Source organism: Paenibacillus abyssi (assembly GCF_014640295.1).
GTDB classification, from domain to species: Bacteria; Bacillota; Bacilli; order Paenibacillales; family Paenibacillaceae; genus Paenibacillus_D; species Paenibacillus_D abyssi.
Genome location: NZ_BMGR01000025.1, coordinates 1 through 16,260 on the forward strand (window position 1 = coordinate 1; position 16,260 = coordinate 16,260).

11 protein-coding genes and 1 pseudogene are annotated in these 16,260 nt (G+C 49.9%); 9 read left to right on the forward strand and 3 right to left on the reverse strand.

The window, feature by feature from the left end; genetic code table 11:
- On the forward strand, nucleotides 1–1,728 hold a 1,728-nt coding region (locus IEW11_RS24040), incomplete at its 5' end, for a cadherin-like beta sandwich domain-containing protein (RefSeq protein WP_188533641.1).
- Nucleotides 1,729–2,024: 296 nt separating this feature from the next.
- On the opposite strand, the pseudogene IEW11_RS25055 reads toward IEW11_RS24040, so the two are convergent.
- Nucleotides 2,025–2,180 (reverse strand): annotated as a pseudogene (locus IEW11_RS25055) (IS110 family transposase); the annotation flags it as partial.
- Between the two features lie 155 nt (nucleotides 2,181–2,335).
- Nucleotides 2,336–2,998: a winged helix-turn-helix transcriptional regulator gene (locus IEW11_RS25475; protein WP_188533642.1), complete on the reverse strand. Its 663-nt coding sequence runs from the start codon at nucleotides 2,996–2,998 to the stop codon at nucleotides 2,336–2,338.
- 193 nt (nucleotides 2,999–3,191) lie between these two features.
- Between IEW11_RS25475 and IEW11_RS24050 the strand changes: the two genes are divergently transcribed.
- From IEW11_RS24050 to IEW11_RS24075, 6 genes are all read left to right on the forward strand, one after another.
- Entirely contained in the window at nucleotides 3,192–4,358 is a 1,167-nt protein-coding gene (locus IEW11_RS24050) for an iron-containing alcohol dehydrogenase (RefSeq protein ID WP_188533643.1), read from the forward strand.
- A 231-nt stretch (nucleotides 4,359–4,589) separates the two neighbouring features.
- A complete protein-coding gene (gene cdaS, locus IEW11_RS24055) occupies nucleotides 4,590–5,210 on the forward strand; it encodes a sporulation-specific diadenylate cyclase CdaS (protein WP_188533644.1) in 621 nt (206 codons plus the stop codon).
- Nucleotides 5,211–5,310: 100 nt separating this feature from the next.
- Nucleotides 5,311–6,336, forward strand: coding sequence for a zinc-binding alcohol dehydrogenase family protein (locus IEW11_RS24060; protein WP_188533645.1), 1,026 nt, complete (start codon nucleotides 5,311–5,313; stop codon nucleotides 6,334–6,336).
- Between the two features lie 190 nt (nucleotides 6,337–6,526).
- The gene (gene zwf / locus IEW11_RS24065; RefSeq protein WP_188533646.1) at nucleotides 6,527–8,047 is read left to right on the forward strand and encodes a glucose-6-phosphate dehydrogenase; all 1,521 of its coding nucleotides are present in this window, start codon (nucleotides 6,527–6,529) and stop codon (nucleotides 8,045–8,047) included.
- 20 nt (nucleotides 8,048–8,067) lie between these two features.
- Complete coding sequence (gnd, locus tag IEW11_RS24070) at nucleotides 8,068–8,973, forward strand: phosphogluconate dehydrogenase (NAD(+)-dependent, decarboxylating) (RefSeq protein WP_188533647.1); 906 nt, start codon at nucleotides 8,068–8,070, stop codon at nucleotides 8,971–8,973.
- Between the two features lie 246 nt (nucleotides 8,974–9,219).
- Nucleotides 9,220–10,452 (forward strand): MFS transporter, encoded by a 1,233-nt coding sequence (locus IEW11_RS24075; protein WP_188533648.1) that lies wholly within the window; start codon nucleotides 9,220–9,222, stop codon nucleotides 10,450–10,452.
- A 131-nt stretch (nucleotides 10,453–10,583) separates the two neighbouring features.
- Here the strand turns inward: IEW11_RS24075 and yhbH are convergent, their stop codons facing one another.
- A complete protein-coding gene (gene yhbH, locus IEW11_RS24080) occupies nucleotides 10,584–11,738 on the reverse strand; it encodes a sporulation protein YhbH (protein WP_188533649.1) in 1,155 nt (384 codons plus the stop codon).
- 251 nt (nucleotides 11,739–11,989) lie between these two features.
- Here yhbH and IEW11_RS24085 point away from each other — a divergent pair, with 251 nt between their 5' ends.
- Together IEW11_RS24085 and IEW11_RS24090 are read left to right on the forward strand one after the other, a co-directional pair.
- Nucleotides 11,990–13,156 carry an exonuclease SbcCD subunit D gene (locus IEW11_RS24085; RefSeq protein WP_188533650.1) on the forward strand — a complete coding sequence of 389 codons (1,167 nt, stop codon included), beginning with the start codon at nucleotides 11,990–11,992 and terminating at the stop codon, nucleotides 13,154–13,156.
- Nucleotides 13,156–16,248 carry an AAA family ATPase gene (locus IEW11_RS24090; protein WP_188533651.1) on the forward strand — a complete coding sequence of 1,031 codons (3,093 nt, stop codon included), beginning with the start codon at nucleotides 13,156–13,158 and terminating at the stop codon, nucleotides 16,246–16,248. Before IEW11_RS24085 ends, IEW11_RS24090 begins: the two co-directional genes overlap by 1 nt.
- The last annotated feature ends 12 nt before the right edge of the window (nucleotides 16,249–16,260 follow it).

Sequence of the window (16,260 nt, forward strand, 5' to 3'; positions counted from 1 at the left end):
AGCGGCTCGCCAAGCTCGCCGATAACACTCAGCGAAGGCGGCAACACCGTCACAGTTGAGGTCACCGCGCAGGACGGCACGACGAAGAAGACATACACGATTGAAGTCAATCGCGCATCAGCGCCGCCGGCGCCGAGCAGCAATGCGGAATTGAGCGGTTTGTCCTTGTCTGCAGGAACATTGACCCCGGCGTTTACAGCGGGTACGGCAAGTTACAGCGCGAGTGTAGGCAATGGGACAGCGAGCATCACCGTTACGCCGACAGCCGCGGATGCGAATGCAACCGTTAAGGTGAATAACGAGGCGGTAACAAGTGGCTCGCCAAGCTCGCCGATAACACTCAGCGAAGGCGGCAACACCGTCACAATTGAGGTCACCGCGCAGGACGGCACGACGAAGAAGGTTTATACGATTATCGTAAACCGTGCGTCTTCGACGCCGGTCTTCGTTCCCGGTCCGCCGCCTGCACCGGCTTTTACCGTTAACGATGAAGGCGCGTTATTCCTTGCTAATAACAATCAGGTGAACTTGCAGATGGTTAACGGTCAAATGGTTGCGACTATTACGGTAAGCGAACAGCTCATTCAGCGAATGCTCAGTGCTTTGTCCGGTCAATCGGATCATGAGCAGCTAACGTTCAGTTATTCAGGTACGGCTGATGCGGCTAACCTTGAGATGCCGTTAAGCGGATTGGAAGAGTGGGTAGCTGAATCGGAAAATGCGGCAATCACGGTCAAGAACGGTGGGGTGACCTATACATTGCCGGCAGGGGTGCTTGCAGAGATGATTCAAAGCAACCCGAACGCATCCATTTCTATCGTGATTTCCAGATTGGATCAAGCGTCGGAGGATTCGTTAACGGAGGCTGTTGATGGTGAGGACGGTACACTGCTGGCACCGGGCGTCTCATTTAACGTCAATCTTCTTTTGCCGGATGGAACTACTGTGCCTTGGGAAGATTTCAACAACCAGTTTGTTCCCCGTTCGATGGAGCTTCCGGAAGGTATCGATGCGGGGCAGGCAACAGCATTTGTATATGATCCTGACACAGGCGAGCTGTCTTTCGTTCCATTTACACTGAGGACAGAGAGTGGGAAGCTTATCATTACTTTCTGGACGACACACAACAGCATTTATGGTGTCATGTCACTAAACAAAACGTTCGCGGATATTAAGGGCCATTGGGCACGGCAGGACATCGAACGATTGGCATCCTCACTGCTGCTAAATGGCACATCAACCGGCATCTTTACCCCGAACAAGGAAGTCAGCCGTGCTGAATTTACGGCCATGCTTGTTCGTGCGCTAGGTCTGAGCACCGGTACAGAAGCAAACGGATACAGCGATGTCCGTACAAGCGACTGGTACGCTTCTTCTGTCTCTGCCGCCGTTAAGGCAGGATTGCTGGAGCATTTGCCATACGGGAATAACATCGGAAGGTTCGAACCAAACAAAGCTATCACCAGAGAAGAAATGGCTGTTATGGTCGCCAATGCTCTTGAATTTGCTGGTTGGCAGCCTGAGCAGCCGAGCATGGCAGCCGGCTTGGCGCCTTTCAAAGATGAAGCGGACATTTCGCACTGGGCAGTAGATTCGATCGCTGCGGTAAAAGACGCGGGCATAGTACAGGGCAGCTATGGTTTCTTCCGCCCTGAGGCAACGGCCACCCGCGCTGAAGCTGCGGCTATGCTGCATCGCATTTTATTGAATTTGGATTTTATTAATTAAGCTCACTGGAATTCCTCCCGTTAATTCGGGTATCGAGGGATAAAACGAGCTCAACCGATAAAATTAGCGGGAGGTTTTTTTCCATCCCTACTTCTGCCAAACCAGACCGTCCACACCCGGCTGCGGCGCTTTTCGCGATGGCCACACCACCCGGGGCTGGATGGACGCAGTCAGGCGCATGATCTGAAAACCAGCTAATACATTGTCAAGACTACCACTTAGTGAAGAGATCAGAAATTTGTTATAATGTTTTCAAGCATGACACATGACAAATTAAACCTCCGTCATACGGAAGTTTATGGATAATGAATTCGATTAAAAGTGTAGGGCTGCCTTTTCTTGAGCATAGCGTAGACGTGGTGTAATAACTTGTTGGCACAAGCGATCACGGCTACTTTATGCGGCTTGCCCTCACTTTTTTTCTTGTCATAATTCTCCCTTAGACGGAAGTTTATTCCTCCGCGCATTCGTCAAGTATTATAAATCCGTTAAAGAGGTCTAAAACAACCGAAAAAGAAGGCCAACCAGTAAATCTGGTTGACCTAATAATACGAAGGGGTTGTCCCTCAGCCAATCTAATGACTTGGGACGCCCCCTTTGAACGTTACTATGCTTTTATTTTGTAGTTCTTACCCCACTCATCCAGCTTTTTAAGGACCGGCATCAAGCTTTGTCCCCGTTCGGTTAAAGAGTATTCCACCTTGGGGGGAATTACCGGATAGGCCTCTCTATGCACAATGCCATGCTCTTCCAGCTCTCTAAGCTGGTTTGTTAACATTTTTTGCGTAATGTCCGGGATCGACTGTTTCAATTCTGAGAATCGTTTTGTCCCCTGCAAACCTAGATGGCACAATATAATGAGCGTCCATTTCCCCTCAATAACCGATAAAGTGAGTTCTTTCTCGCAATGAATGTGTTTGTCGTTTTCTTTGATGGGCGGCAGATTGCTTTTGCCCCATTCATCCAACAATTCCAGGATCGGCATTAAGCTTCTTCCTTGCTCGGTTAAGGAATACTCAACCTTAGGCGGTGCAGCTGCATAGACCTTCCGGTGAACCAGTCCGTTTTTCTCGAATTGCCTTAGCTGATTAGTTAACATTTGCTGGGTAATGCCCGGAATCAAATTTTTAAGTTCCGTAAATCGTTTGGCCCCTTTTAACCCTAGCCGGCACAGGATGATAAGCTTCCATTTTCCCTCTATGATGGACAACGTTAATTTTTTTTCATGATGCAATTCCTCATGCCTTTCGGCACGATATTCGCTATTCATCCGTATTCTCTCCCATCCAATAGTATGGTATAGGATACTATCTCAAAAATAAGTGCCTACTACCATTATGAATGCTTAGTATATATTATAGATCATGCAGCTGTCACCTGTAGAGTCCATGCATATATGCCAGCGCTCCAGGGAAGCCCTATTTAAGTAGTACTTATCTTATTCAGCGAAGGAGATCTTACACATGCATAGGTTTACGATTCCAAGAGATATTTATTATGGAGAAGGATCCCTTGAAATATTAAAATCCATTCAGGGAAAAAAAGCGTCGATCGTCATTGGAGGCCAATCCATCAAAGAATCGGGTTACCTTCAAAAAATCGAATCCTACCTTGCGGAAGCGGGATTTGAAACCCAACTGATTGAAGGCGTAGAACCTGATCCGTCTGTCCAAACTGTGCATAATGGCGCCCAATTAATGGAGCAATTTCAGCCGGATTGGATCATTGCGGTAGGCGGAGGTTCTCCGATCGATGCGGCTAAGGTCATGTGGACGTTCTATGAACGCCCGGATTTAACGTTCGAACAAATTAAAGCGCCGACCCCGGTGCCGGCTTTGCGCAGCAAAGCTCGTTTTGTCGCGATCTCCACGACAAGCGGAACCGGTACGGATGTGTCGCCATTCTCTATTATTACCGATCGTGAAACAGGAACGAAGTATCCGGTATTTGGTTATGATATCACACCGGATATTGCGGTTATCGATCCGGAGCTGACGTATTCCATGCCGCCTCAGATTGTAGCTTATACTGGAATGGATGTGTTGACGCACGGCATCGAATCCTACGTGTCTTCTATGCATACCTCAATGACAGATCCGGTAGCCATGTATTCCATAAAACTTACCGTGGAGAATATTGAGAAATCCTTTGCCGGGGATAAAAAAGCGAGGGCGGAAATGCACTATGCTTCCAGCCTGGCCGGTATGGCCTTTTCAAACGCCTTTCTGGGAATCGTACACAGCTTGGCGCATAAGAGCGGTGCAGTCTTAAATATTCCGCATGGCTGTGCCAACGCGATTTATTTGCCTTATGTGATCGACTTTAATAAAAAGGCGGATGGCTCCCGTTTTGCGGAAATTGCACGTTTTCTCGGGCTGGCCGGCACAACGGAGGACGAGCTGATCGATTCCTTGACCGCTCTGATCCGCCGCTTGAACCAAGCGATGGATATTCCGTTAACCTTGAAGGATTACGGCATCACTGAAGAGGAATTTGAGAAGAACGTGGATCAGATGGCAGCGGCTGCCATTCATGACCCGTGCACGCCTTCCAATCCTCGGGAAGTATCCGTAGACGACTTGAAGAAGCTGTACATTGCCGCGTTTAAAGGGGAAAAAGTAAACTTTTAACAAATAGACCGGGGAGCAACCAAAATGAAATAAACAAAATAAGGTTAGTGCATTCCGTTCGTCCCGGGTGCATTAACCTTATTGATATTTCAGACTCAACTGAGAATGAGCAGCTAAAAGCTAAAAGCTAAAAGCTAAAAGCCTGATTATTTTTACTCCGTATAAGGGATAAGGGGCCGGCGGATATTATGAGCATGAGAATCTTTCAAATCATAAATCCGAGGTGCACCGATGGAATACGTGAACTGTGACATGTCCCCAGTCAAAGAACAACTGAAAGCAGATTTACAACAACTGGTCACCCGGATGGAAACCTGTCTGGCGGACCTGGATGACGAAAATTACTGTCTGCTCCAAAAGTTTGAAGATATTCGGGAGACATTCGTACATAGTGAAGCAATCGCTTCCTCCTTTTATTTACAGTGTTATTTGTCTCCTTATACGGATAAATACATGGATCTAACAATGACGCTCCGAAATTTGGCAGAGCGGCGGTTCGGAGCGTTAATTGTCGTGGAAAGAAAGATCCCGCTCGAGCCGTTGATTCATTCGGGAACACAGATCGATGCCGCCTTGACCTATTTTTTGCTGGAATCGATCTTTAATCCCGGCAGTCCGCTGCATGATGGGGCAGTCTTGATCCGCGCGGACAAGATTATTTCCGCGGCTAACGTTCTGCCGCTTTCCGCTTCACTCCCCGGCATGGAAAAAATAGGTACCCGCCATCGGGCGGCACTGGGGTTATCGGAGAAAAGCGATGCGCTTGTACTTGTCCTTTCCGAAGAAACGGGCAGGGCTTCCTTTGCCATTGATGGAAAGCTGTATCCAATCAGCCACTTCAGGCAGCACTGAACAAAATGGGATGCATTCAAGTTCGTTAACGATAGAAATTGATAGTGATGGTATAATCAGGGGAAATAAAGCATCAGCAAAAAGGAAGGGATTGAGGAGAATGTCTCAAATGAAAGCCGTAGGATTGCATCGCTATTTGCCGATTGAACACCCGGAAAGCCTGCTTGATGTTCAAGTGCAAAAGCCGGCCCCGCAAGGACGCGATCTGCTCGTGCAGGTGAAAGCCATTTCCGTTAACCCTGTGGATACCAAAGTGCGCTCGCCGAAGGAACGCACCGAAGCATCGCCCCGCATTTTGGGCTGGGATGTCGCCGGGGTGGTTGAAGCTGTTGGGGAAGCTTGCTCACTTTTTAAACCGGGGGATGAAGTGTTTTATGCCGGCAGCATTACCCGTGCGGGAGGTAACAGCGAATTTCACTTGGTTGATGAACGGATTGTGGGGAAAAAACCGGCGAGCCTTGACTTTGCAGAAGCGGCGGCGCTGCCGTTAACGGCGATTACTGCATGGGAGGGTCTGTTTGACCGGATGGGCGTATCGCAGGACACAACGCTAAATCAAGGCAAATCGATCTTAATTATCGGAGCTGCCGGCGGAGTGGGATCTATCGCAACTCAAATTGCCAGCCTGGCCGGGTTGACTGTGGTCGGTACGGCATCCCGTCCGGAATCCGTCCAATGGGCGAAGGAACACGGAGCCGCGCATATTATTAATCACCATGAGCCTTTCGTGCCTCAGCTACAAGCAATAGGGTTAACATCGGTGGATTATATTTTTTGCCTTAATCAGACGGATCAGCATTGGGAGAATATGGCTGAAGCGATCGCACCGCAAGGTAAAATATGCTCGATTGTTGAGACGGATACGCTATTAAACCTTACACTGCTCAAAAACAAAAGCGTTACCTTCGTCTGGGAGCTCATGTTCACCAGAGCAATGTACGAGACGGCAGATATGATCGAACAGTATCGACTGCTGAATAAAGTGGCGGAAAAAATCGACGCCGGGGAGCTGCGCACTACTTTGGCTAAACGCCTTGAACCGATTAATGCGGCTAATCTCCGTCAGGCTCATAAGATGTTGGAATCGGGAAAAACGATCGGAAAGATCGTATTGGAGCATTTTTAAATAAAGAAATACTTAGAGTTTGTTTTAATGGCTTTCTCATTCTATCGTTATCGACAGTATATTTTTAGATACTATGTAATATAAAAGTGCGTACTTACGAAAAAATAAGTAATGGATGTATACTAAGCTAGTACCGTCTAACACCCGTACACAATCATTTTACTACAGACAAGATAAAGGGAGTGAGACCATGGATGCTGCAACTTTTATTTTATTCGGATCAACCGGTGATTTAGCCAAAAGAAAGTTATTTCCGGCGCTCTATAACTTGTTCCTGGAACAAAAAATGCCGCAACATTTTTCATTTATCGGGTTGGGGAGGAAGCCATTTACAGATGCGGAATTCCAAAGCTATGTTGAACAATCTCTTAACACCTTTTCACGGCGCAAGCCATCAGATCATTCCGCTTTAAAGGCATTCCTTGGCTGCTTCCGTTATTATGCTCTGGATGTTAACGACAAAGCGGGATACGTTGAACTGCTTAAGCTCGTTCAGAAGCGGGAACAAGAGCTGGGCATTCCTGAAAACCGCATGTTTTATTTATCCGTTGCTCCGGAATTTTTTGATGTCATTGCTTCAAATATTAAAGAGAGCGGGTTAGGCGATACAGCAGGCTGGAAGCGACTGATTATCGAAAAACCGTTTGGACATGATTTGAAATCGGCCCGTGCGTTAAATGCTGAATTAAGCAAATCGTTTGAAGAAGAAGAAATTTATCGAATCGATCATTACTTGGGCAAGCCGATGGTGCAAAACCTGGAAACATTGGTATCCGCGAACCCGGTGCTTGGCGCATTATGGAGCAATCGGCACATCGCGAATGTACAGATTACAGCGAGCGAAACGGTCGGCGTGGAAGAGCGGGCCGGTTACTATAACAGTGCCGGGGCGATTCGGGACATGTTTCAAAACCACCTGCTGCAGCTGCTGATGATGACCGCCGCTATTTCTTCCCCTATGCAATCGGCAGAGAGGAATATCCGCAAGCAAAAGATCGGGGTCTTGAGGGCTCTTCGGCCGATCTCGAAAGAAGATGCAGCCCATCACATCATTCGGGGCCAGTATGGAGCGGGAGCCATTCAAGAGAAGCCTGCTGTCGGATACCGGGAAGAGCCCGGCGTTGATGCGGCATCGATGACAGATACGTTTGTGGCGGCGCGTTTGTGGATTGATAATTCACTCTGGCAGGACGTTCCTTTCTATATCCGTACGGGCAAAAGAATGAAGGATAAATCCACTCGGATTGTGATTGAATTTAAAGCCGGAATCAAGGAACCCTATGGGAGCGGAGAACAACCAACGGAACCGAACCGGTTAACGATTCAAATTAATCCGGATGAAAAAATAACGCTGCAGTTGAATCAGAAAAATGCATTGAACAATGGACAGCTGGAGCCTGTTAATATGGAATTTTCAATGCCCGCCAATCAACTGCCCGACGGCTACGAGCTGCTGCTGTTTGACGCGCTGAGAGGCGATGCAACGTTCTTTGCCCATTGGGAGGAAGTCGAGCTGGCATGGGAGTGGGTGCAGCTGGTTCTGGAAGCATTTCAGGAAAATCGCCTGCCTCTGTATCCTTACCCGTCCGGTTCATACGGACCGGATGCGGCTGATGCCTTATTAGAAGAACAGGGCTTTCACTGGTGGCAGAATGAGAGCGGTCATAAGGCCGGCAGCCGCCGAAGCGAAAAAGTTTATCAACAGGTATAACATCAGGAGGTTAGAAAGACATGAAAATCGGATTGATCGGACTCGGGAAAATGGGATTCAACTTAAGTCAAAATCTAACAGACAACAACTATGAAGTGGTTGCATTTGATGTGAATGCGAATGCGGTAAAAGAGCTCCAGTCCCACGGCGCACAGGGGGCGGCTAGCTTGGAGCAGCTGGCAGGAGCATTGGAAACACCGAGAATCATATGGATTATGGTTCCCCACTCTGTAGTAGACAATGTGCTGGGTGACATTACGCCGTTTTTATCCGAAGGCGATATTGTGATTGAAGCGGGAAATTCTCATTACAAGGAATCCATCCGTCGTTACAACCAATTGAGAACGCTGGGCATTCACTTTATGGATGCAGGAACATCCGGCGGCATGGAAGGCGCCCGTCATGGGGCCTGTTACATGGTAGGCGGCGACCCGGAAGCATGGCAGATCGTGGAGCCGATCTTCCGTGATACGTCCGTCCCTAACGGGTATTTGTATGCAGGCAAAGCTGGGAGCGGCCACTACTTGAAAATGGTCCACAACGGGATCGAATACGGCATGATGGCGTCCATTGGCGAAGGCTTCGAGGTATTGGAAAAAAGCGGATTCGATTTTGATTATGAGCAGGTGGCCAAGGTGTGGAACCATGGCTCGGTCATCCGTTCTTGGCTGATGGAATTGACACAGCGCTCCTTCTCAAAGGACGCAAAGCTTGATGAGATCAAAGGAATCATGCAGTCCTCCGGCGAGGGCAAATGGACGGTTCAAGAAGCGATGGACCTGCAGGCTGCGACGCCGGTCATTGCAATGTCTTTATTGATGCGCTACCGGTCTTTGGACGAGGACACCTTCACAGGTAAAGTGGTTGCGGCGCTTCGTAATGAATTTGGCGGACATGCCATAGAAAAAGTTAAAATGACTGATTAATTCACGGACTGTACGCATAATCGTATGGGAACCGATTATATAGATAATGGAAAGCCGGCATGATCATATGCCGGCTTTTTGTTTTCGTCAATCTGAGCACCCGAGAGATCGCTCAAACAGAAATTTGAAAATTACCTCTTGCGCAGATGAGGCAATCGTGGGATTCTACAACTATATGCATAAGTGTAATTTAAGCACGGATGGCTATCTCGCGTTTGGCGATCAATAGAAGGGTAGAGACAGGCGATGGCACGTAATCGAATATTTTTCCCAAAGCTCAAACTTCAGCTCGGCGAACATGCCTGGCATAATTTCCGTTATGATGTCGGGGCATCCGTCATCTTCAGCTTTTTTAATGTTGTATTCAATCAGTTCTACATCCCGATGGCCATTCAACAAGGGGCGTCACATATCCAGGTCGGTTTCCTCGCTGCGGCTCCGGCGATCGGCTTGCTGTTCTCACCCCTGTGGGCCGCATGGATTGAACGGACCAGTCCAAAGCCTTTTATGATTATTCCGAATTTAATCGCGCGGTCGCTCATTATTCTTCCGGCTTTTTTCGGTACGCCTGTCATCTATGTGACGGTGGCGCTGTTCTTTCATCTGCTGATGGGGGTTCAGGCACCAGCATACGCCTCGCTAATCACGCGTCTTTATCCGCCGGAGCATCGCGGCAAGCTGATGGGGAACGCTCGTGTCCTCATGGGTTTGCTGATGATTCCAACGGCCTTTGCGATTGGCAGCTGGACGGATGCTTCCGGCCCGACGGGCCCGCTCTTATTTGCCGCAGCTACAGGTATAATCTCCATTCTCGTGTTCAGCCGGGTGAAGGAATCCGAGGCGATTCCTGCCCGTCCGATTGCGACGAAGCGGGCAAGCTGGCGCGAGCAATGGAATCTGGTGAAACAAAACCGGGAGCTGGCTGTATTTTTGCTGGCAACTACGTTATCCGGTTTCGGAAATATACTTGCCAGCCCGCTTTATCAGATCATCCAGGTCGACCGGCTGCAGCTAAGCAATGTGGAAATTGGCATGGCCAGGGTCGCCTATTTTTCCTGCTTGTTGATTTCTTATTTCATTGTCGGATGGGTGATCGACCGCTTTTCGGCCAAGCATACGCTGGTCTATGGGATCATAGCTTTTTCCATCGTTCCACTGTTATACGGGGTATTCGGCAATTATCCGGCCGTGCTAATCGGAAGCGGGATTCAGGGAATAGGTGATGCGATTTGGGATATTGGAATATTGGCCTATGTATTCCGTCTTGCCCCCGGTCGCGAAGCCGTCGTATTCGGCCTGCATCTGATGTTATTCGGCATCCGGGGCTCAATCGGGCCATTGATGAGTACGTCTTTGGCGGAAAGTGTATCGATGTCCGTGCTCTTAACAGGCGCTTCACTGTTTGGATGGGCGGGAGTGCTTGTCTTTGTGCTGCTTAGCCTAAAGGAAAGGCAGCATAACAAGGGATTGGGGGCATAACATGGCAAGCGCCTGCCGTACCATGCTGATCGCCCGTGGAAGACGGGAGCTGATCCAGGAATAAAATGCCGGTATGCAGCGACACACATCATAAAGCGGAAGGGCGGGAAAACCCGCCCTTCTGACTGTTATTAGCTTACGACGCCCTCCCGTTTGCGGAAGAATGACTTCAACGCATTATAAACCTCCGTTTTCTCGCGGATGACATAATGGAGAAACGTTGGCAAATTAATATTTTTATAGGCGGACATTAAAGTGCTGGAGCGGTTATACTGATTCACCTCGCCGTAGCCGAACATGTTAGCCCGTTTGAGCAGTTCGCCGATCAGCTTGACGCATTTCTCGTTGTCCGATGTGAGATTGTCCCCGTCGGAGAAGTGGAATGGATAAATGTTATAGAGCGCCGGAGGATATCGGCTGTCAATGATTTCAAGGGCTCTAATATAGGCGGAGGAACAGATCGTGCCGCCGCTCTCTCCGCGTGTGAAAAACTCTTCCTCCGTCACTTCCTTGGCCTCCGTATGATGGGCGATAAATACGATGTCCACTTTCTCATATTGGTGGCGCAAAAATCGCGTCATCCAGAAGAAGAAGCTGCGCGCCACATATTTTTCAAAGCTGCCCATGCTTCCGGACGTATCCATCATCGCGATAATGACCGCATTGGACTGCGGTTTAATAATCTCTTCCCAGGTTTTGTAGCGTACATCATCGGGAGAAATACCGTGAATGCCGGGATGGCCTGTAGTCGCATTGCGGCGAAGATTTTCCAGTATCGTGCGTTTCTTGTCAATGTTGGACATAATCCCTTTCTTGCGGATATCGTTAAACCGGATTTCCTTGGTTTCGAGCTGATCCTTGTCCTTCTGAGTCAGGAACGGCAGCTCCAACTCCTCGAACAGCATCGTTTCCAGCTCCGCCAGACTGATTTCCGCTTCAATGACATCGTCGCCCGGCTGCTCTCCCGCGCCTTCTCCCTTGCCGCCTTTCTTTGCCGGTGTCGGATCTACTCCGAGCACGTCACCAACCTGGCTGTCGCCGTCGCCTTGGCCTACATGCTTGTTCTTGTTGTGATTGTACACAAAACGGTATTCATCCAGGCTGCGGATCGGGACTTTAATAATTTGCTTGCCATCCGACATGACGATGTTCTCCTCGGATACGAGGTCAGGCAGGTTCTTCTTGATCGCTTCTCGGACCTTCTGCTGATGGCGGGCTTGATCCTGGTAGCCTTTGCGGTGCAGGGACCAGTCTTCACGGGATACGATAAACAACGGCTTTGTCATACAGAACCCTCCTCTGCGATTGTCTTATTGTATTCAATATATTCAAGTCCTTCTAGGTTATGTGAATCAATATGAGCCTGTTTCTATGAAACTTACATTCGATGGAAGATATGGCTGTAATGCCAAAAGTTACAATGCGTTTCGTGCAAAGAGAATCCGATTCGACATAGGATTTTGGCTGGCGGACAGCGAATTATTTTAGTATAGGGTTTCTAGGAAAGGAAGCATGAAGGAAAGAGAGGTTACATAGCATGAAGTTCATTCATACAGCCGACTGGCATCTCGGCAAATTGATTCAAGGCATATATATGACTGAAGATCAACGGCATGTGTTGCGGCAGCTTGTTATGGCGGTTGAGGAAGAACGGCCGGATGCGGTTATTATTGCGGGGGATCTTTATGACAGGGCGGTTCCGCCGACGGATGCGGTCGATCTATTAGATGAGCTGCTGGAGCGAATCGTCATTGATTTAAATACACCGGTATTGGCGATTTCGGGCAATCATGACAGCCCGGATCGCCTTAACTTTGCAACGAAAATTATGGAAGGCCGCGGATTGCATCTCGCCGGGCAGCTTAAACCAGGGATGAAGCCGGTCGTACTGCATGATGAGAGCGGAGCGGTGCATTTCCATCTGGTGCCGTATGCCGATCCGGCTCAAGTGCGTTATACATTCGGCGAAGACGGGATCCGCACACATGACGAGGCAATGCGCGCCATTGTATCCCGGATCGAATCGGCTATGGACAAATCGGCCAGACATGTTTTTGTCGGGCATGCCTTCGTGACTCCTGGGGGTGAGCCGCAGCAAAATACGAGTGAATCGGAGCGGCCGCTGGCCATTGGCGGAGCCGAGTATGTGAAGGCTGATTATTTCAAGGCATTCCATTACACGGCGCTTGGCCATCTTCATCAAGCCCATTACGTGCAGCAGGAAAATATCCGCTATGCCGGATCGCCTTTGAAATATTCGATATCCGAGGAACACCATAACAAAGGCTTCTACATCGTGGAGCTGAGCGGGGACGGTTCAGTTCATGTGGATAAGCGCGAGCTGAAGCCGCTGCGGGACGTCCGCCGGATCTCCGCATCCATCGAAGAGCTCGAAACCCACGATATCAGTGAGGATTATGTATTCGTTACGCTGATGAATGATAACCCGGTGCTTTTTCCGATGGAAAAGGTAAGGGCCATATACCCGAACGCACTGCATGTTGAACGCCGGGTTACAGCATTTATTGGAGCCAAGGGAGATACGGATCGGGAAGAAGGGACCTTGGAGCGCCGCAATGCCGACCCGGTATCCTTGTTCTCGGCTTTCTATCAGGAGGTAAAAGGCATGCCGCTTAGCGATGAGAAGAAGCGGCTGTTCGCCGAAGCCTATTCTGATGTATTGCGTGAGGAGGAAGATGCCTGATGAAGCCGATTTTACTGACCATGACGGCCTTCGGGCCTTATCGCGACAAGGAGACGATTGACTTCCTTCAGCTTGAAGACCGGCGGCTGTTTGTGATATCCGGCAATACGGGCGCAGGCAAAACAACGATCTTCGATGCGATTTGCTTTGCGTTATACGGCTCTGCGAGTGGGGAGGACCGGGCAGAGCCGCGTATGCTGCGCAGTCATTTTGCCGATGAAGAACAGCATATGTCTGTCGACTTCACTTTTGCTGTAGGGAAGCGCACATTTCGGGTATTCCGGCAAATGGCTCACCGCAAAGGCTCCAACAAGAGCGAAACAGGCGGCAAGGTGGAGCTGTATGAGTTATCCTCCGGGCAAGAAGTGCCTTGTGTCGACCGCTTCACAATTGCGGATGTGAACAGCAAGCTGGAGGCGGTTATTGGACTGACAAAGGAACAGTTCAGCCAGATTGTCATGCTGCCGCAAGGAGAATTCCGCAAATTGCTGACCTCGGATACCGAGAACAAGGAAGAAATTTTGCGCCGTATTTTCCGTACCGGTTTATATCAAAAGCTGGAGGATCGTTTTCAGCAGAAAAACAGGGAGCTGAAAGACGCGCTGAAGGATGCGTCGTTAAAGGTAGACATCTACGTCAAGCAAACGGAAGAGACCTTGCCGCAGCGTGAAGAGAGTCCTCTCTTTGCTACGTTGCAGCAAGAGTTTCGCAGTGCGGCTCAAGTGATGGAAGGATTATTGGAGGAGAAGCTTTATTACAGCCGGCTTGCTGAGGATGCGGAAGCGGAAAAGGCTGCGCTCACTGGACAGTTGGATGAGCAGGAGGTACAGCTGCGGCATGCTCTGTCGTTCAACAGTCGCTTCGATGAGCTGGCCCAAAGGCGTGCCAAGCACGAGGAGATGCAACTTCAGAAGCAGGAAATCACACAGCTTGAGCAAGAGCTTGAATTAGCGGAGCAGGCAGCAAGGATCGAGCCTTACGAAGAACAGGAATACCTTGCGAAGCGAAGTGCGGAAGGGAAGCAGCGCGAGGTTGAAGCAAAACGTCTGGACGTGGAAGCAGCCACACTCCGTTTCGCCCAGGCACAGGAGCAATATCGTGTTGAAGAAGCGAAAGAGGCGCAGCGGCGTCAAGCGGTGCTTGAGGTGCAACGCTTGACGGAGCTGGTGCCGCTCGTGCAGACGCTCGAAGCGAAACGGCTTGAAGTGCAGCGCTTGCTGGCCGAAGAGACGAACTGCTTGTCAAAGCTGGAGATAATCGAAGCCAAGCTTGTTTCCTCCCGTGTAGGAAAGCGTGAAACCGGCGACAGGATCAAGCAGTTAGAGGCTGAGAATGCCGGATTGCCGGAAAAGCTGGAACGGCTGGATCATATGCGCAACAAATATAACTTGGTTAGGATATTAGTTGATTTGGAGAAGCAGCTTGCGCAATTCAAGCGCGATGAGAAGCAGCGGGAACTAACGGTGGGCCGCCTCAAGGCGGAGCATGACAGCATGGAACAGCTGTGGATCGAAGGGCAAGCCGGAATGCTTGCAGCTCACCTGCATGACGGAAGGCCGTGTCCGGTATGCGGCAGCGAAGTGCATCCTCAGAAAGCCGAAGCGGGCGAGCAGATGCCATCCCGCGAAGCGCTGCAGCAGATGAAAGAGCAACTGCGGCATGCGGAAAGCGAGCTGCATGAGGCGAAAGCCCAAGCGGCGGCGGCATCCTCCGGCATAGAAGGAAAAAGTGCCGAGATGTCAGCTTATGGCATAGATCCGGCACATTTGCTGGAGCAGCTAAACGATGCCGAGCTTGAAGGAAAACGTCTCAGAGCGGAAACGGATAGGCTGAAGGAGCAAGCGGCGACGCTTAGCCAGCTTAGAGCGGAGCTGGAGCGGCTGGATGGCGCGATCGAAGCATTGCAAGGGGATAAAGAACGTATTCTGGCAGAGCAGCAGCAGCAGATGCTTGAGCGGAGCACGAAGCAATCTCTACTGGATAATGAGCTGGCACGAATACCGGAGCCGCTGCGTTCGCCTCATGAGCTGGAGCTTCATCTAAAGGAGCAGCAATCCATAGAAGCGGAGCTCGCTGCAGGCTGGAAGGCAGCTCAAGAGCGCATCCAACTTGTGCAGACCATGCTGACTGAGGAAAAGGCAAAGCTGGAGTCTCTTCAAAGGCAGCTGGAGGAGATGGAATCCAATTGGCAGCAGACCAGTGAACGGTTCCTGCATGAACGCACGAGAGCCGGATTTATCTCCATGGAGACCTATTTGGCTGCAAAGCTGCCTGAACCCAAAAGGCAAGCGGTAAAAGAACAAATCCGCTTGTTCAATACGATGTTTTTCACATTGGGACAACAGATTTCGGAACTGGAAACGGAGCTTTCCGGTAAGCTGCCGGTCGATCTTACAGCTTTGAACGAAGGTATCGCCCTATTGAAACAGAGATCGGAGCAAACCGCAAGCAGGCTGCAATCCGCGCGTCATTACCGGCAGGAGGCGGACCGGCTTGCAGCAGCTATTTCTTCCGCTTATGCGCGAGTACGGGAGCTGGAGGTCCAGCTGGAACAGGTGATGGATATTTACCAGATGCTCAAGGGGGATAACGCAATGAAAATCTCATTTGAGCGTTACATCTTAATTGAATACTTAGAGCAGATCCTGTACGCGGCAAATGTCCGGCTTCGTGACTTATCGGGTGGGCAGTTCATGCTGCAGCGCAGCGACCGCCTTGAAGCGCGGGGAAGGCAGAGCGGGCTTGGCCTTGATGTGTATGATGCTTATACCGGACAGAACCGGGATGTAAAGTCGCTCTCCGGCGGCGAGAAATTCAACGCCTCGCTGTGCTTGGCGCTTGGCATGACCGACGTCATCCAGTCGCACCAAGGTGGCGTCTCTATAGAGATGATGTTTATCGATGAGGGATTTGGTTCCCTGGATGAGGAATCGCTTAATAAGGCAATTACGACGTTAATTGATCTCCAGCGGGCCGGCAGAATGATTGGTGTCATCTCCCATGTGCAGGAGCTGAAGCAGGCATTCCCGGCTGTGCTGGAGGTAAGCAAGACGAAGGAAGGCTACAGCCGGACCATGATTGTGCTGAAATAATTCACTTGAAAT